This is a genomic window from Streptomyces sp. NPDC041205 (genome assembly GCF_055591765.1).
On the sequence record NZ_JBVIZH010000002.1, the window covers coordinates 338,277 to 355,700 of the forward strand.

11 protein-coding genes are annotated in these 17,424 nt (G+C 72.7%); 5 read left to right on the top strand and 6 right to left on the bottom strand.

Features of this window, described 5'->3' with window-relative positions; all coding sequences use genetic code 11:
- Positions 1–121: 121 nt before the first annotated feature.
- From ACZ6BG_RS08485 to ACZ6BG_RS08500, 4 genes are read right to left on the bottom strand one after another with little or no spacing between them, the layout of a single operon-like run.
- On the bottom strand, positions 122–754 hold the full coding sequence (locus tag ACZ6BG_RS08485; protein ID WP_468998655.1) for a response regulator: 633 nt from the start codon (positions 752–754) through the stop codon (positions 122–124).
- Positions 744–2,129 carry a sensor histidine kinase gene (locus ACZ6BG_RS08490; protein ID WP_468998658.1) on the bottom strand — a complete coding sequence of 462 codons (1,386 nt, stop codon included), beginning with the start codon at positions 2,127–2,129 and terminating at the stop codon, positions 744–746. Before ACZ6BG_RS08490 ends, ACZ6BG_RS08485 begins: the two co-directional genes overlap by 11 nt.
- A gap of 47 nt (positions 2,130–2,176) precedes the next feature.
- Complete coding sequence (locus ACZ6BG_RS08495; RefSeq protein WP_468998661.1) at positions 2,177–3,025, bottom strand: ABC transporter permease; 849 nt, start codon at positions 3,023–3,025, stop codon at positions 2,177–2,179.
- A complete protein-coding gene (locus ACZ6BG_RS08500) occupies positions 3,022–4,017 on the bottom strand; it encodes an ABC transporter ATP-binding protein (protein WP_468998663.1) in 996 nt (331 codons plus the stop codon). Before ACZ6BG_RS08500 ends, ACZ6BG_RS08495 begins: the two co-directional genes overlap by 4 nt.
- Positions 4,018–4,213: 196 nt before the next feature.
- Here ACZ6BG_RS08500 and ACZ6BG_RS08505 point away from each other — a divergent pair, with 196 nt between their 5' ends.
- Both ACZ6BG_RS08505 and ACZ6BG_RS08510 read left to right on the top strand, forming a co-directional pair.
- On the top strand, positions 4,214–6,115 hold the full coding sequence (locus ACZ6BG_RS08505) for an ABC transporter ATP-binding protein (protein ID WP_468998665.1): 1,902 nt from the start codon (positions 4,214–4,216) through the stop codon (positions 6,113–6,115).
- A gap of 158 nt (positions 6,116–6,273) precedes the next feature.
- Positions 6,274–8,112 carry an ABC transporter ATP-binding protein gene (locus ACZ6BG_RS08510; RefSeq protein ID WP_469000141.1) on the top strand — a complete coding sequence of 613 codons (1,839 nt, stop codon included), beginning with the start codon at positions 6,274–6,276 and terminating at the stop codon, positions 8,110–8,112.
- Positions 8,113–8,465: 353 nt separating this feature from the next.
- Here ACZ6BG_RS08510 and ACZ6BG_RS08515 read toward each other — a convergent pair whose 3' ends face one another.
- Positions 8,466–9,494 (bottom strand): MBL fold metallo-hydrolase, encoded by a 1,029-nt coding sequence (locus tag ACZ6BG_RS08515; protein WP_468998667.1) that lies wholly within the window; start codon positions 9,492–9,494, stop codon positions 8,466–8,468.
- Positions 9,495–9,570: 76 nt separating this feature from the next.
- On the opposite strand from ACZ6BG_RS08515, the gene ACZ6BG_RS08520 reads away from it, so the two are divergent.
- From ACZ6BG_RS08520 to ACZ6BG_RS08530, 3 genes are all read left to right on the top strand, one after another.
- Positions 9,571–10,281: a TetR/AcrR family transcriptional regulator gene (locus ACZ6BG_RS08520; protein WP_468998669.1), complete on the top strand. Its 711-nt coding sequence runs from the start codon at positions 9,571–9,573 to the stop codon at positions 10,279–10,281.
- A 702-nt stretch (positions 10,282–10,983) separates the two neighbouring features.
- The gene (locus tag ACZ6BG_RS08525) at positions 10,984–12,657 is read left to right on the top strand and encodes a M4 family metallopeptidase (protein ID WP_468998671.1); all 1,674 of its coding nucleotides are present in this window, start codon (positions 10,984–10,986) and stop codon (positions 12,655–12,657) included.
- A gap of 321 nt (positions 12,658–12,978) precedes the next feature.
- The gene (locus ACZ6BG_RS08530; protein ID WP_468998673.1) at positions 12,979–14,622 is read left to right on the top strand and encodes a M4 family metallopeptidase; all 1,644 of its coding nucleotides are present in this window, start codon (positions 12,979–12,981) and stop codon (positions 14,620–14,622) included.
- A 138-nt stretch (positions 14,623–14,760) separates the two neighbouring features.
- Here the strand turns inward: ACZ6BG_RS08530 and glgP are convergent, their stop codons facing one another.
- Positions 14,761–17,391, bottom strand: coding sequence for an alpha-glucan family phosphorylase (gene glgP / locus ACZ6BG_RS08535; RefSeq protein WP_468998676.1), 2,631 nt, complete (start codon positions 17,389–17,391; stop codon positions 14,761–14,763).
- Positions 17,392–17,424: the final 33 nt, after the last annotated feature.

Sequence of the window (17,424 nt, forward strand, 5' to 3'; positions counted from 1 at the left end):
ATCACTGCTCATCCGCGCTGGTGGGAGCGTGGATGCGGACCCATGGGCCGTCAGGTCACGACTCCGGGGGGAGACGTGGCCGCAAGGACCGGATTCCGGTCTCGGCCGACCGCGTGGACGGTCAGTCGAGGATGCCGCGGCGATAGGCAGTCGCTACGGCCGCGGCCCGGTCCTTGACGTCCAACTTGCCGTAGATATGGGTGAGATGGGTCTTGACCGTGGCTTCGCTGATGAACAGCCCCTTCGCGATGTCACGGTTGGACGTGCCCCTGGCGACGAGTGCGAGCACTTCCCGTTCGCGGGTGCTCAGCCGCTCGTCGTCAGGGGCACGTACGCGTCGCACCAGGCGGGACGCGACGGCCGGCGACAGCACCGTGCGGCCCTCGGCGGCGGCGCGGACGGCGCCGAACAGTTCGTCGCGCGGGGCGTCCTTCAGCAGATAGCCCGTCGCACCGGCCTCGATGGCGGGCAGCGTGTCGGTGTCCGTGTCGTACGTGGTGAGCACCAGGACGCGGGCGCGGGCACCGCGCCGGGACAGCTCGGCGATGGCATCGACCCCGCCGCCGCCCGGCATCCGCAGGTCCATGAGGACGACGTCCGGGTCGAGCCGGGCGGTCAGCTCGACGGCCTGAACGCCGTCGGCCGCCTCACCGAGGACCTGGAACCCGGGCGCCGACGCGAACATGCCGCGCAGCCCGTCGCGCACGACCGGGTGGTCGTCGACGACGAGGAGGGTGATCACGTCAGTGTTCATCGCCCACCAACGGTACGCGCGCCGACACGGCCGTTCCGCCGCCGGGCTCCGACTCGACGGTGAGGGTGCCCGCGATGCGCTCGGCGCGGGCCCGCATGCCGGTGAGGCCGAAGCCGCCGGCACTGGTGCGGGCGGTCCTGGCGAGCGGGTCGAAGCCGCGGCCGTCGTCGCGGATGTCGAGGGTGACCTCTCCCGCCATGTACGACAGGGTGACGCCGACGCGGGTCGCGGCCGCGTGCCGGGCCGCGTTCGACAGGGCCTCCTCGACGATGCGCAGCAGGGTCGCCTCGATCTCCTCGTGCAGTGGCCCGTCGGTGCCGGTGACCGTGAAGTCGGCGCGCACGCCCGTGCGGTCGCCCCACGCGGTGACCGTCTTGCCGAGTGCCTTGGGCAGGCTGTCGTGCTCCAGGGCGACCGGGGCGAGGTTGTGCACGGAGCGGCGGGCCTCGCCGAGGCTGTGCCGGGCCAGGCCGGTGGCCCGGTCCAGGTGCTCGCGGGCGAGCTGCTGGTCGGGGGTGTTCGCGACGACCTGGAGCTGGGCGATGATGCCGGTGAGGCCTTGCGCGATGGTGTCGTGGATCTCGGCGGCGAGGCGTCTGCGCTCGTCGGCTACGCCCGCTTCGCGCGCTTGGAGCAGGAGTTGGGCGTGCAGCGCGGCGTTCTCGTCCAGGGCCTGCTGGAGTGCGGCGTTGGCCGCTTCGAGCTGGTCGATGGTCTGCTCGTGGAACCGGGTGCGCTCCTCCTCCTTGTTGGCGATGTGCGCGAAGACCGTGAGCAGCCCGACGTTCACGCCGAGCATCGCGCCGAACACCACCCAGCCGACCCGCCCCTGCGGCGGCAGCCCGCCCGCCTGCGCGCCCGCCATGGTCACGGCGGTCGCGAACAGGCCCACCGGGACCAGGCGGTGTCTCAGCAGCCGCTCGGACCCGAAGTACCCCGTCACGGCGTAGAACACGAAGAACGGGTTCAGCCACGACAGCGTGAACGCCAGCGCCCAGCGCAGGAAGTAGTACGCGGTCCCGAAGCACGATGGCCCCGGGCGGGAGCGCGCGGCCCCGATCCACCGGACCTGCAGGCCCACGGCGGCGGCGACGAGCCCCGCCGCCAGGATCCACGCGCCCCGCCCCATGCCGACGACATCGGCGGTGGCCGCGGAGAGCAGGGTGCCGAAGGCGAGGAGGACCAGGGGGCCCCAGCGGTGGAACAGCTCCCAGCGTTCGGTTACGAGGGTGGTGGGGGTGGAGGCGGGCGTCGGCGTGGAGGCGGGCGTCGGCGTGGCGCTGGGGACGGATGGGGTGCTGGGGGTGTCCCGAGCTGGGGGCCTGCCGGAGTCGGCGGGGGTGTCGGGGCCGTTCGGCGTGCCGGGTCGTGCCATGCGCCCAGTCTCGTCCACGCGGCCGACGGCACCCGCTGTGCCCCCGGTCACTCCCAGCGGAACCATCGCGCCGCCGCCGCGGTGAGTGCCGCCGTCCACAGCACGAGGACGCCGAGGTGGACCGGTCCCGGCCAGTCCCCGGCCGCCGCCTGGTTCAGCGCTTCCGCGGCCGCGCCGAACGGCAGGGCCTCGACGATCCGGGCGAGGGTGTCCGGCATCGCCTGCACCGGCAGCCAGACGCCCGCGCTGAACATCATCGGGAAGAACACCGCCGAACCGACCGCCGTCGCCGCCTTGGAGGTGCGCGAAAGCGCCGACACCAGGGCGCCGAGCGCCAGCGCGGAGGCTGTCGCAAGCACCAGCGCGACCGCGTACCCGAATATCTGCCGGGGCAGCGGCACGTCGAAGACGGCCCGGCCCACGGTCAGGGAGAGCAGCGCCGAGCCGAGCGCGGCGGCGCCGTGCAGTCCCATCTGCGCGCCGAGCACCGCGGCGGGCCGCACGGGGGTGGCCGACATCCGGCGCAGGATCCCGCGCTCGCGATAGCCCGTGATGACCGGCGGCATGGCCTGGACCCCCGCCATGATCATGGAGAGCAGCACGGTCACGGGGACGTACGCGTCGACCAGGCGGATGCCGCCCAGGTCGTCCTGTGCTTCCCGGAAGGAGGGGACGGACCCGAGGACCACCAGGAGCACCGTGGGGAAGGCGAGGATCCAGAAGAGGGAGCCCGGTTCGCGCCGGAACAGCCGCACTTCGGCCTTGAGGACGGCTCGGGCGGCACCGGGGGCGCGGGCCGGGGCGGCGTGCGGACCGGACGCGGGCCCGGGGGCGGCGGGGCTGGTGGCTGTGGCGGCCGGGCTGGCGGGGCCGGCCGGGCCGGCGGGAGAGGTCATGCCGGGGCTCCGTGGTGTCCGGGGCGAGTGGGCGCGTGAGGGTCGGTCGGGGTGGACGCGTGGCCGTCGGCCGGGGTGGACGCGTCGGTCTCGGTGGCCGTCAGGTCGAGGAAGGCGTCGTCCAAGGTGGCGTCGGTGACGCGGAGTTGGTGGGCCGTGACGCGGTGGCGGGCCAGGAGGGTGAGGAGGGCTTCGACCGTGGCGTCGGTGCCGTTGAGGGTGAGGCGGCCGTCCTTCTCCGTGGCGGAGCTGAGCCGCGGCAGTGCGGCCAGGTCGGCGGGGGCCAGCGGCACCGACGGCGTGAAGGAGATGACCGTGGAGCCGGCGGAGCGGCCGATGAGCCCCGCGGGGGTGTCGAGCGCGGCCACCCGGCCCCGGTCGATCACCGCTATGCGGTCGCACAGCCGCTGGGCCTCCTCCATGAAGTGGGTGACGAGCAGGACCGTGACCCCGCCGTCCCGCACCTCCTCGATCAGCTGCCAGGTGTCCCGGCGGGCCCGGGGATCGAGGCCGGTGGTCAGCTCGTCGAGGACGACGACGCGAGGGCCCCCGATCAGGGCGAGGGCGATGAACAGGCGCTGCTTCTGGCCGCCGGAGAGCTTGGCGAAGCGGGTGTCGAGCTTGTCGGTGAGGCCGAGGCGCTCGGCGAGCGGGCGCCAGTCGGCCGGGCGGGCGTAGAACGCGGCGTACAGCTCGAGGGCCTCGCGGACCGTGAGCTTCGGCTGCAGTTCGCTCTCCTGGAGCTGCGCGCCGAGGACGCGGGTGACCCGGGCGTGGTCCGCCACCGGGTCGAGTCCGGTGACGCGCACCGCCCCCGCGTCGGGCACGCGCAGGCCCTCGACGCATTCGACGGTGGTCGTCTTGCCCGCGCCGTTGGGCCCGAGGACGCCGAAGATCTCGCCCTGCTCGACGGCGAACGAGACGCCGTCGACGACGGCCCGGCCGCCGTAGAACTTGCGCAGGTCCCTGACTTCGATGATGGGAGGAGGCATGCGACAAGCCTCGCCGTCACGGCCCCCGCCCCACATCGGCCATCCCGCCGCGACCGCCATCCACCGATCGGTTGATGGCCCCCTACGACCCCCAGGGGCTGCGCGGCAGCGCCCCGCGGACTAGGACCAGCGGCCGACCCGGACCGGGCCAAAACTCGGTGGGCGCTGTCAGTGGTGAAACGTAAGCTCGCTCCTGATGTCCACCACACACGCACCCGCCCAGGACCCCGGCGGCCGCTCCGCCGTCAGGACGCTCACACGGCTGTGGCCGTATGTGCGCCCCGTACGAACACGCCTGTTCACGGCGGCGTTCGTCGCCATCGTGGCGTCCTGTACGGGCCTGCTGTTCCCGCTCGTCCTGAAGTGGATCGTGGACGGCCCGGTGGCCGACCGGGACACCGGGGGCGTCTGGCTCGGGGCGCTGCTCCTGCTGGGGCTCGGTGTCGTGGAGGCCGTGCTGTTCGGCTTCCGGCGCTGGCTGGTCGCGCGGCCGCTCGCGGGGGTGGAGGCGGAGATGCGGGCGGACCTGTTCCGCCACCTCCAGCGGGTGCCCGTCGCCTTCCACGACCGGTGGGCGTCCGGTCAGTTGCTGTCGCGCGGCACGACCGATCTGATGCTGGTGCGCATGTTCCTCGCGTTCCCGCTGACGTTCCTGGTGGTCAACGGCACGACGATCGCGGTCGGCATGGCCATTCTGCTGGCCCAGGACTGGACGCTCGGCCTGGTGCTGCTCGCCCCCGTGGTGCCGATGGTGGTCTTCCTCGCGTACTTCGAGGGGCGGTACGCCGCCGTGGCGCGGCGCGCGCAGGACCAGGTGGGCGATCTGACGACGGTCGTCGAGGAGAGCGTGCTCGGCATCCGGATCATCAAGGGCTTCGGGCGGCACCGCAGTCAGGCCCGGGCGTTCCGCGAGCTGTCGGGCACGCTGCGCGGCACGGAGCTGGTCAAGGCCCGCCTCCTCGCCGCGATCTACGGCGTGATCATGACGCTGCCGGAGCTGGCGATCGGGGCGGCGCTCGTCCTCGGCTCGGTCCAGGTGGCCGACGGCGACCTCTCGACGGGCACGCTGGTGGCGTTCCTGTCGACGGCGCTCGCGCTGCGCTGGCCGGTGGAGTCGATCGGCTTCCTGCTCGCGATGAGCCAGGAGGCGGCGACGGCCACGGAGCGGTACTTCGAGGTGATGGACGCGGAGCCGGAGTCGGACGCGGGGACGGCTTCGGGCGGCTCGGGGACAGACGCGGGCAACTCCAACTCGCTGACGGGCACGGGCAAGGCTGGCGCGGTCACCGCCGTCCCCGCGCCCCGCACCCCCACCGGCGGCGCTCCGGCCGGCGACACTCCGGCCGACGGCACCCCGACCGACGGCATCCGCTTCGAATCCGTCGAGTTCCGCTACCCCGACGCCCCGGCCGACACCCCGCCCGTACTGGACCACATCGACCTGCACATCCGCACCGGCGAGACGCTGGCCCTGGTCGGCGCCACCGGCAGCGGCAAGACCACGCTGACGGCTCTCGTGCCCCGGCTGCACGAGGTGACGGGCGGCCGCATCACGCTCGACGGCGAGGACATCGCGGCGATGCCGCGCGAACGCGTGCGCACGCTGGTGTCCATGGCCTTCGAGGAGCCCACCCTGTTCTCCGCGTCCGTGGGCGAGAACGTGCTCATGGGGGCCGACGGGAGCGCGGGCGACGAGGAGTTGGGGCGGGCCCTCGCGGTCGCGCAGGCCGAGTTCGTGCACGGGCTGCCGAAGGGGGCGGACACCCAGGTCGGCGAGCAGGGCCTGAGCCTGTCCGGCGGGCAGCGGCAGCGGCTCGCGCTGGCCCGCGCGGTGGTGGGCAGGCCGCGCTTCCTCGTCCTGGACGACCCGCTGTCGGCGCTGGACGTCCACACGGAGGCGCTGGTGGAGGCGGCGCTGCGGCGGGTCCTGAAGGACACCACGGCGCTGGTGGTGGCGCACCGCCCTTCGACGGTGCTGCTCGCGGACCGGGTCGCGCTGCTGTCCGGCGGCCGCGTCACGGCCGTGGGCACGCACCAGGAACTGCTGCGGGAGAACGCCGAGTACGCATGGCTGATGTCTGGGGGGACGGACGAATGAGCACGGTCGGCGACAAGAAGACCCAGCCGGGCGACGAGCGGCCCGGCGAACCCGCCGGGCCCTTCGAGAAAGCCGTCACGCCCGACGACACGACCGGCACACCCGCCGACACGACCGTCGAACCCCCGGGCGGACCGGATCGACCGAACAGACCAGACATGTCCCACAAGGCCGCCCAGGAAGCCCTGGACGACGCCTTCGACCAGGACACCCTCCCCGCTCCCCCGGGCGCGACCGGCGCCCTGCTGCGCTCCCTGCTCGCGCCCCGCCGCGCCCGCGTCACGCTGGCCGCCGTCCTGCTCCTCGTCCAGCAGGCCGTCATCCAGGCCGGGCCGCTGCTCGTCGCGTACGCCATCGACCGTGCCGTGCCCGCGTTCCGCGCGGACGACCACGGCCCGCTGATCGCGGTCGGCGTGGCCTACCTGGTGTGCGCGGGGGCGGCGGGGGCGTTCCAGTACGCCTTCATCGTGGCGTCCGCCCGCGTCAACCAGGACGTGCTGCTCGATCTGCGGGGCCGGATCTTCCGGCACGCGCAGGCGCTCAGCGTGGACTTCCACGAGCGGTACACGTCGGGGCGGCTGATATCCCGCGCCACCACGGACGTGGAGTCGCTGCGGGAGCTGCTCAACGAGGGGCTTCAGGAACTCCTCACGGTGGTGCTCTCGTTCGTCACCATCTCGGCGATGCTGCTCTGGCTCGACCTGGGGCTCGGCGCGGTCGCCGTCCTGTCGTTCGTCCCCCTGTACGCGCTGATCCGGCTCTACCAGCGCCGCGCGGGCAAGGTGTTCCGTGTCCGCTCGACCGCTGTCGCCGCCGTCATCGTGAAGTTCACGGAGACGATGAACGGCATCCGTCCGGTGCGCGCGTTCCGCCGCGAGCGGGCCAACGAGGCGCAGTTCGCGGCGCTCAACCACCGGCACGAGCGCACCAACGGCGACGCGCTCCTGGAGATGGCGCGGTACGTGGTGGGCTCGCGGCTCGTCGCGAACACGGCCGTCGCGGGCATCGTGCTGTGGGGCGCGTACCGCGTCGCGCAGGACACGCTCGCGCTCGGTGTGCTCGCCGCCGCGGTGCTGTATCTGCGGCGCCTGTACGACCCGATCGACCGGCTCGGGATGTTCCTCAACTCGTACCAGTCGGCGGCGGCGTCGCTGGAGAAGATCGCGGGGCTGCTCGCGCAGACGCCCTCGGTGCCGGAGCCGGAGCCCGGCACCGAGAAGCAGTTGCCGCCGCTCGCCTCCGAGCACCCCGGCCGCACCGTCGAGTTCGACGGCGTGCGCTTCGCGTACCGCACGGGCGGTGAGATCCTGCCGCGCTTCGACCTGACGCTGCCCGCCGGGCAGACCGTGGCCGTCGTCGGCTCGACGGGCGCGGGCAAGTCGACGCTGGCGAAGCTGCTCGCGCGCTTCTACGACCCCTCGCAGGGGCAGGTCCTGCTGGACGGCGTGGACCTGCGCGAGCTGGCGGGCGCCGAGCTGCGGCGGGGCGTCGTGATGGTCACGCAGGAGGCGTTCCTGTTCTCCGGCACGGTCGCGGAGAACATCGCGATCGGCCGCCCGGACGCCACCCGCGAGGACATCGAGCGCGCCGCGAAGGCCATCGGCGCCCACGACTTCATCATGTCGCTGCCCGACGGCTACGACACCGACGTACGCAAGCGCGGCGGCCGCATCTCGGCGGGCCAGCGCCAACTCGTCGCGTTCGCCCGCGCCCTGCTCGCCGACCCCGCCGTCCTCATCCTCGACGAGGCCACCAGCTCCCTGGACATCCCCGGCGAGCGGGCCGTGCAGCGGGCGATGGACACCGTGCTGCGGGGCCGCACGGCCGTCGTGATCGCCCACCGCCTGTCGACGGTGGAGATCGCCGACCGGGTCCTGGTGATGGAGCACGGCCGGATCGTGGAGGACGGCACACCCGCCGAACTCATCGCGGGGACGGGCCCGTTCGCGGAGCTGCACCGGGCGTGGCGGGACAGCGTCGTGGGCAGCGGCGCGTAGCGGTTCCGCCGGGCGGGCCGTATCAGGCGCGCGCCGGGCCCGCCACGGCGGTGAGGGCCTGGTGGAGGGTGGTGTCGGTCCGGGGCCTGCGGGCCAACGGGCCGCGATGTGGCCGCCCGGGCGGACGAGCAGGGCTCCGTCCGGGCCCAGGCCGCAGGCGTCGGCGTACTCCCCCGGCAACGGCTCGACGCGCAGCGGCCACGGCTCGTCGGCCCCCGGCTCCCGGCGCGCGGGCTCGGGGGTGAGCACGGTGGACCACTCGCCGCAGGCGTCGACCGCACCGCGACGAGGCCCATCATCCGGACTCGGCGGGCGCGCGCAACGCCCGCGCGTCGGCGTACACCCGCACGTGCTCAGACGGCGCCCCCGGCCGCGTAGAACGCACGGGCCGCGAGGGCGATCCACTCCGGCCGTTCCCAGGTGCTCCAGCGGGCGCGGGCGGTCTTGTCGACGGCGGCGGCCGTCTCGTCGGCGGAGGCGCCCCCGGTCCGCAGCCGGTGCGTCTCAGCGCGGACGTACACCAGGTAGTCGCGGACGTCGCGGATCAGGGACGCGTCGGTCACCTCGCCGTGGCCGGGGACGACGATCTCCGGGTCGAGGGCGAGGAGTTCGTCGAGGACGGCGATCCAGCGGTCGCCGTCGACGTCGGTGTCGTACGGCGGGAAGTACGGGGCGATCGGGAAGATCCGGGTCTCCAGGAGGTCGCCGCCGAACAGCACCCGGCCGTCGACGAGGACGGTCTGGTCGGACGCCGTGTGCGCCGGGCCGACCGTCCGCAGCTCGGCGACGCGGCCGCCGAGGTCGAGCTCGGCGCGGCCCTCGTAGGTCACGTCGGGGTCGACCAGCGTGACGCCCTCGAGCTCGGCCGCCACGGTGTCGCTCAGGCCCTTGAACATGTCGAGGTACGCGGCGCCCTTGCGGCGCAGCTCGGCGCGCTGGCCCTGGTTGTAGACGATCGTGGCGGCGCCCTTGAACGCCTGGGCCCCGAAGCCGTGTTCGGGGTGGAAGTGCGTGACGGTGAGATAGAGCCTCCGGTCGCCCGCGAGCTCTCGGGCGCGCTCCAGGACGTACGCGCCGTTGCGCGGGCCGATGCCGGTGTCGACGACCAGCGCGGCGTCCGCGCCCACGACGATGCCCACGTTCGGGACCAGCTCCACGCGCCCGTCGGGGATCACGTGGACGCCGTCGGCCACCTCGACGGGCTCTCCGCGCACGAGGGGCGGGGGTGCGGTGGTCAGATCGGGGGCGGTCTCCGCGGCCGCGGTGCGCGCACTCTCCGCCGCACCCGGCGACACCCCCTCCCCCGCCCCCTCCGACACCCCGTCCGGCACCCCTTCCACCGGCCCCCGCACCGGCCCCTCCAGCGGTCCCTGCGCGCCCATGACCCCTCCAATCTAAGCAGCGTTCAGATTGCACGGGCACCGTAACACCAATCTGAGCGCTGTTAAGATCCGGCGCATGGGAAAGGGCACGGGAAGCGGTACGGGGCGAGGGCGCTATCACCACGGAGACCTGCGCGGCGCGCTCCTGGACGCCGCCGAGGCGCTGGTCCGCGAACGCGGCGTCGACGGCTGGTCGTTGCGGGAGGCGTCCGCCCGGGTCGGGGTCAGCGCCAGTGCCGCGTACCACCACTTCGCCTCGCGCGACGCGCTGGTCAGGGCGCTGTCGCAGCGCGTGCTCGGCCAGCTCGGTGAGCGCATGGGCCGGGCCGTCGGCCTCTCCGACGCGACCGACCCGCACCGGCGGCTCGTGGCCGTCGGACAGGCCTATGTGCGCGCGGCGCTGGAGGATCCGGCGGTGACGCGGCTGGCCTTCGGGGCGGGGGCCTCGCCGGCCGGGCAGGGGCAGGAGTGCGGGGTCGACCGCCCGGCCCCGCACCCCCACCAGGTCCTCGACGCCGAGCTCGACCTCCTGGTGGAATCCGGCCACTTGGCGGCCTCGACCCGGCCCGGAGCCGACTTCGTCGTCTGGACGGCCGTCCACGGGCTCGCCGTTCTGCTCGCCGACGGCCTCATCGCCGTCGACGGCCCGGAGGCCGCGGACCGCCAGGCGGAGCGCGTCGTCCGCGCCACGCTCACCGGCCTACACCACGAAGCACCGCCGCCCGAGCCGTGGCCGACCCCCCACTCAGCCCACACCGAACGCACGACGGGCCACACCCGCCCTTAAGCGCGCCCCTACCAGGCCACACCCCCCTCCCCTCCCCTCTACATCACGGGCGCCATCGGCCGGGGCCGTGCCCCCCCTCCCCCGAGCTCTCGGCTTCGCCCGAGCAGGCGGGACCCCCACCACCCTCTGGACGGCCCAGCTGCCCACAGCAGGTAGAGGCAGCCGGCATTGACCGCACCCCCCACCGGACCGATCCCCGCCATCCGAACCGGAGGGGACGTGCCGGTATGTCCGCGCGCAGCTCGGCCCACCACGACGGGCGCACAGGAACTGTCGACGACGAGACACACGCGAGCACGGACATACCGGCACGGCCCCGCCCCCCCAACCGGAGCGAAGGCGAAGGACCGCAACCCCACCGCGTCCCCACCGCACCCCCACCGCACCCCCTCACCGCGCCCCCGCGAGAAACCGCATACCGGACTCAAAAATTCGGGCACCGAACGGAATCCAGCCAAAGTACGTTCACCGACCTGACATGTCCCTGTCTCGAATGGCACTCTTCCCCTCACCAGTCGCACGCGCACTCACGCGTGGGCGGCTCCCGCGCACCGCACCGCACCGTGCGCACCGCACCACAGCGAACAGCACCACGCACCTCAGCTCACCGCACCACGTACTGCCTGCTCCGCCCCGGACGGTCACCCGCCGTCCGGTCGCCCCCTGGCCGCTCCACCAGCGGCCGCGCAGAAGGAGTCCGTGTTGAGCAACTCCCCCACACCCCGCAGACGTTCCGCCCGCCGACGCACCACCGCCATCGGCACCTTCACGGCCGTCGCCGCCCTCCTCGGCATGGCCGTGCAGGCGGGCACCGCGTCAGCCGACAACCCGGCCTCGGGCACCAAGGTCGACACCGGCGCCCTGCCCGCGAAGCTCTCCCCGTCGCAGCGCGCCGAACTGCTCCGCGACGCCGACTCGGCGAAGGCGGCGACCGCCGACACCCTCGGCCTCAGCGCCAAGGAGAAGCTCGTGGTCCGTGATGTCATCAAGGACCGCGACGGCACGACGCACACCCGCTACGAGCGGACCTACGCCGGACTGCCCGTCCTCGGCGGCGACATGGTGGTCGCCACCGACAAGAGCGGCAAGGTGACGGACGTCAACCGCGCCTCCAAGGCCCGGCTCGCCGGCACCGACACCGGGGCCGAGGTGAAGCCCGCAGCGGCCGAGAAGCAGGCGCTCGGCGCGGCCAAGTCGCAGAAGTCCACGAAGACCAAGGCGGCGCAGGCGCCGCGCAAGGTCGTGTGGCTCGCCGACGGCGCCCCCGTCCTGGCGTACGAGACGGTGATCGGCGGGCTGCAGAAGGACGGCACGCCGAACGAGCTGCACGTCGTCACGGACGCGGCCACGGGCAAGAAGCTCCGCCAGTGGCAGGGCGTGCACAAGGGCACCGGCAACACGCAGTACAGCGGCCAGGTGCAGCTCACCACGCAGAAGTCGGGCACGCAGTACACGCTCACCGACACGGCGCGCGGCAACCACCAGACGCGCAACCTGAACCGCGGCACGTCCGGCTCCGGCACGCTGTTCACGGGCCCGGACGACGTCTGGGGCAACGGCCAGGCCTCCAACGCGGAGACGGCCGGCGCGGACGCCCACTACGGCGCGGCGCTGACGTGGGACTACTACAAGAACGTGCACGGCCGCAACGGCATCAGGAACGACGGCCGCGGCGCGACTTCGCGCGTGCACTACGGCAACAACTACGTCAACGCGTTCTGGCAGGACTCCTGCTTCTGCATGACGTACGGGGACGGCTCCGGCAACGCCAAGCCGCTGACGTCCATCGACGTGGCCGCGCACGAGATGACCCACGGCGTCACGGCCGCGACGGGCAACATGCAGTACAGCCGCGAGCCCGGCGGTCTGAACGAGGCGACCAGCGACATCTTCGCCGCCGCCGTCGAGTTCAACGCCAAGAACCCGAGCGACGTGGGCGACTACCTCGTCGGCGAGAAGATCGACATCCGGGGCAACGGCACGCCGCTGCGCTACATGGACAAGCCCTCCAAGGACGGCCGTTCGCTCGACAACTGGAGCAGCAGCGCGGGCAACGTCGACGTGCACTACTCCTCGGGCATCGCCAACCACTTCTTCTACCTGCTCAGCGAGGGCAGCGGGAAGAAGGTCGTGAACGGCGTCTCCTACGACTCGCCGACGTACGACAACAAGCCCGTGACCGGAATTGGTATCGACAAGGCCGCCAAGATCTGGTTCAGGGCACTCACCACGAAGTTCAACACGACCACCAACTACGCGGCGGCGCGCACCGGCACCCTCACGGCCGCGAGCGAGCTGTTCGGCGGCACGGCCAGCGCCGAGTACAAGGCGGTCGCCAACGCGTGGGCCGCGGTCAACGTCGGTACGCGGCCGTAGTCAGGACGCCTTGGGCGTGACGCGATGAACACGACGTCGTAGCCACGGCGACGTACGACAACGCCGTCCCGGGCAGCATGTTTCCGCCAACCGCCCGGGACGGCACCCCTCTTCACCCGCGGCTTCACCCACTGTTCGCATTGCGGACCTTGACCTTCGGCCAACGAACTTCTTTTGGCCAACATTCAATCAAGGTCATGACATGTACCTGGCCCAAATGGCACGCTTCCCCCGCACGGCGCACCAGTTACATCCCGCACAGCACTTATCGGCCCGGGTGGTCCCCCATGCCACCCGGGCTCCCCCACACAAGGAGCTTGCGTGACCCCCCACATATCAAGGAAGCGTTCCACCCTGGTCATCGCCACCGCAGTCGCCGCCGGAGCGCTGCTCACCGCCGGACTGACCACCGGCGCCTCCGCACAGCAGGACGTCAGCGGCAACGCCGCCGAGGCCTCCGCCGCCTCCCCCATGCGGCTCTCCGCCTCCGTCCGCACCGGCCTGATCCAGGACGCCGAGACGAAGACGGCGGCCACGGCCGAGAAGATCGGCCTCGGAGCCAAGGAGAAGCTCGTCGTCCGCGACGTCGTCAAGGACCGCGACGGCACCACGCACACCCGCTACGAGCGGACCTACGACGGCCTGCCCGTCCTCGGCGGCGACCTGGTCGTGCACACCGCCAAGAGCGGCGCGGTCAAGGGCGTCAGCAAGGCCACGAAGGCCTCCGTGAAGGTCAGGTCGACCAGCGCGAAGCTCGCGCCGAAGGCGGTCGCGAAGGCCGCCGAGTCGACGGCGGCGAAGACCGGCGAGACGAAGAAGGCGGACGCGAACGCGCCGCGCAAGGTCGTCTGGGCGGCCGAGGGCAAGCCGACCCTGGCCTTCGAGACGGTCGTCACCGGCACGCAGAAGGACGGGACGCCGAGCGAGCTGCACGTCATCACGGACGCGGCCACCGGCAAGAAGCTGTTCCAGTACCAGGCCGTCGAGAACGGCAAGGGCCACAGCCAGTACAGCGGCGACGTCGAGGTGGGCTCCACCAAGGCGGGCAGCGGCTTCGAGCTGACCGACGGCGGGCGCGGCGGCCACAAGACGCTCGACCTGAACCACGGCTCCAGCGGCGGCAAGCTGTACACCGACGCGGACGACACCTGGGGCACCGGCAAGCCGGCCGACACCCAGACCGCGGCCGTCGACGCCGCCTACGGCGCGGGTCTCACCTGGGACTACTACAAGGACGTGCACGGCCGCAGCGGCATCAAGGGCGACGGCAAGGGCGCCACGTCCCGCGTGCACTACGGCAACAACTACGTCAACGCCTTCTGGCAGGACTCCTGCTTCTGCATGACGTACGGCGACGGCGAGGGCAACGCCAAGCCGCTCACGTCCATCGACGTGGCCGCGCACGAGATGACCCACGGCGTCACCTCGGCCACCGGCAACATGGAGTACAGCGGCGAGTCCGGCGGCCTCAACGAGGCGACCAGCGACATCTTCGCCGCCGCCGTCGAGTTCAAGGCCGACAACGCCCAGGACAAGGGCGACTACATGGTCGGCGAGAAGATCGACATCAACGGCGACGGCACCCCGCTGCGCTACATGGACAAGCCCTCCAAGGACGGCTCGTCGCTCGACTACTGGGACGAGAACGCCGGCAACGTCGACGTGCACTACTCGTCCGGCATCGCCAACCACTTCTTCTACCTGCTGAGCGAGGGCAGCGGCGCGAAGGAGATCAACGGCGTCAAGTACGACAGCCCGACCAAGGACGGCTCCAAGGTCGAGGGCATCGGGCGCGAGAAGGCCGAGAAGATCTGGTTCAAGGCGCTCACCACGTACTTCACCACCACGACGGACTACGCGCAGGCGCGCAAGGACACGGTCAAGGCCGCCTCCGAGCTCTACGGCGCGGACTCTGCCGAGCAGAAGGCCGTCGAGGCCGCGTGGACCGGCGTGAACGTCAAGTAACCGGGCCTCTGGGCCTGTAGAGCCGGGCGGCACCCGGGGGTACCGAACCCCGGGTGCCGCCCGCACCACTGTGTTCGAACCCGCGGGTCCGCTGTGGCTGGTCGCGCAGTTCCCCGCGCCCCTTCGGGGCACTTCCCCTCACCGCATGAGGACGCCTGCCCCTTCCCCCGTCCCCTCCGAAGGCACCGCCACCAGCCCCAACTCCGCGCCGTCCGCCAGGAGGCGGTGGGCGGGCAGGATGCGGACCGTGTAGCCGAACGGGCCCGTGCGGTCCAGGGCGAGGGGGCCCTCGTACAGGAGGCGCCCCTCCGTGTCGGGGCCGCTCGCGGGCTTCAGTGGTACCGGTGTGGCGTCGGCGATGTGGTCCTCCGGGTCGACGCGGCCCGCGATGGCCTGGACCTCCACGTCGTCCGGGGTGAGGTCGCCGAGCTGGACGCGGACGCGCAGGGCGAGGGTGGCGCCGAGTTCGGCGGTGGCGCCGATCGCGGAGGCCTCCACGTGGTCGACGGCGACGCGGGGCCAGGCCGCGCGGATCCGGGACTTCCAGACGGCGAGGGAGGTGGCTGCTTCCGGCACGAGCATGCGGTGGGCGCGGGCGGCGGGGACGTACAGGCGCTCCACGTACTCGCGCACCATGCGGCCCGCGAGCACCTTCGGGCCGAGCCGGGTCAGGGTCCTGCGGACCATCTCGATCCAGCGGTCGGGCAGGCCGCCGGGGCCGTGCTCGTAGAAGCGGGGCGTGATGCGGCGCTCCAGGAGGTCGTAGAGCGCGGCGGCCTCCAGCTCGTCACGGCGGTGGTCGTCGGTGGCGGCGCCGTCGGCGGTGGGGATGGCCCAGCCGAAGTCGGGCTCGAACCACTCGTCCCACCAGCCGTCCAGGACGGACAGGTTGAGGCAGCCGTTGAGGGCGGCCTTCATGCCGGAGGTGCCGCAGGCCTCCAGGGGGCGCAGCGGGTTGTTGAGCCAGACGTCGCAGCCCGCGTACAGCTTCTGGGCCATCGCCATGCCGTAGTCCGGCAGGAACACGATCCGGTGGCGCACGCGCGGGTCGTCGGTGAAGCGCACCAGGTCCTGGATGAGCCTCTTGCCGCCGTCGTCGGCGGGGTGCGCCTTGCCCGCGACGACGATCTGCACGGGCCGCTCGGGGTGGGTGAGCAGCTCCATCAGCCGGTCCTGGTCGCGGAGCATCAGCGTCAGGCGTTTGTACGAGGGGACGCGGCGGGCGAAGCCGATGGTGAGGACGTCGGGGTCGAGGACCTCGTCGATCCAGCCCAGCTCGGCGGTGGCGGCGCCGCGCTGGCGCCAGGAGAGGTGCAGCCGCCGCCGGACCTCGTCGACGAGCTGGGCGCGCAGTTCGCGGCGCAGCAGCCAGATGTCGCCGTCCTGGATGTCGGCGACGGCGTCCCAGCGTTCGGAGCCGCCGACGGACAGGGCCTGGTCGGTGCGCCGTTGGCCGATCTGGCGGGCGCCGAGCCGGATCACCTCGGGGGCCACCCAGGTCGGGGCGTGCACGCCGTTGGTGACGGAGGTGATGGGCACCTCCTCGGCGTCGAAGCCGGGCCACAGGCCCTGGAACATCTCCCGGCTGACCTTGCCGTGCAGGGTGGAGACGCCGTTGGCGCAGCGGCCGAGGCGCAGGCCCATGACGGCCATGTTGAAGAGGTTGGGCTCGCCGCCGGGGTAGGTCTCCATGCCCAGGCGCAGGATCAGCTCGACGTCGATGCGGGGCAGTTCGGCGTCGGGGCCGAAGTGGTGGGCGACCAGTTCGCGGTCGAAGCGGTCGATGCCCGCGGGTACGGGGGTGTGGGTGGTGAAGACGGTGCCGCCGCGCACGGACTCCAGGGCCGCGTCGAAGCCGAGCCCGTCGCCGACGCGTTCGTGGATGCGTTCCAGGCCGAGGAACCCGGCGTGGCCCTCGTTGGTGTGGAAGACCTCGGGTTCGGCGTGCCCGGTGAGCCGGCAGTAGGCGCGCACGGCCCGCACGCCGCCGATGCCGAGCAGCATCTCCTGGAGGAGGCGGTGTTCGCTGCCGCCGCCGTAGAGCCGGTCGGTCACCTCGCGGGCGGCCGGGTCGTTCTCCTCGACGTCGGAGTCGAGCAGGAGCAGCGGTACGCGGCCGACCTGCGCCTGCCAGACGTGTGCGCGCAAGGACCGGCCGCCGGGCAGGGCGAGCCGCACCTGGGCCGGGGTGCCGTCGGTCTCGCGGAGCAGGGTGAGGGGCAGCTCGTTGGGGTCGAGGACGGGGTAGTGCTCCTGCTGCCAGCCGTCGCGGGTCAGGGACTGGCGGAAGTAGCCGTGCCGGTAGAGCAGTCCGACGCCGATGAGGGGCACGCCGAGGTCGCTCGCGGCCTTCAGGTGGTCGCCGGCGAGGATGCCGAGCCCGCCGGAGTACTGCGGCAGGGCGGCGGTGACGCCGAACTCGGGCGAGAAGTAGGCGATGGCGCCGGGCAGTTCGCCGCCCGGCTCGCGCTGCCGCTCCTGGTACCAGCGCTCCCCGGTGACGTACTCGCGCAGGTCGTCCGCGGCCTCGCCGAGGCGCCGCAGATAGCCGTCGTCGGTGGCGAGTGCGGTGAGCCGCGCGGTCGGCACCGAGCCGAGCAGCCGCACGGGGTCGCGGCCCGCGGCCTCCCACAGGGCCGGCTCGGCGTCGCGGAACAGTTCGCGGGTCGCCGGGTGCCAGGACCAGCGCAGATTGCGGGCGAGCTCGGCGAGCGGGCCGAGCGGGGCGGGCAGGACGGGACGTACGGTGAATCGACGGATGGCTTTCAAGGGGCACCTCTGTCGGAAAGACGTACGTGACGT

Coding starts and splice junctions, on each gene's coding strand:
- ACZ6BG_RS08520 (WP_468998669.1), top strand. CDS start 9,571: ATGGGAAAGGGCACGGGAAGCGGTACGGGGCGAGGGCGCTATCACCAC.
- ACZ6BG_RS08485 (WP_468998655.1), bottom strand. CDS start 754: ATGAACACTGACGTGATCACCCTCCTCGTCGTCGACGACCACCCGGTC.
- ACZ6BG_RS08515 (WP_468998667.1), bottom strand. CDS start 9,494: ATGGGCGCGCAGGGACCGCTGGAGGGGCCGGTGCGGGGGCCGGTGGAA.
- ACZ6BG_RS08510 (WP_469000141.1), top strand. CDS start 6,274: ATGTCCCACAAGGCCGCCCAGGAAGCCCTGGACGACGCCTTCGACCAG.
- ACZ6BG_RS08490 (WP_468998658.1), bottom strand. CDS start 2,129: ATGGCACGACCCGGCACGCCGAACGGCCCCGACACCCCCGCCGACTCC.
- ACZ6BG_RS08505 (WP_468998665.1), top strand. CDS start 4,214: ATGTCCACCACACACGCACCCGCCCAGGACCCCGGCGGCCGCTCCGCC.
- ACZ6BG_RS08500 (WP_468998663.1), bottom strand. CDS start 4,017: ATGCCTCCTCCCATCATCGAAGTCAGGGACCTGCGCAAGTTCTACGGC.
- ACZ6BG_RS08495 (WP_468998661.1), bottom strand. CDS start 3,025: ATGACCTCTCCCGCCGGCCCGGCCGGCCCCGCCAGCCCGGCCGCCACA.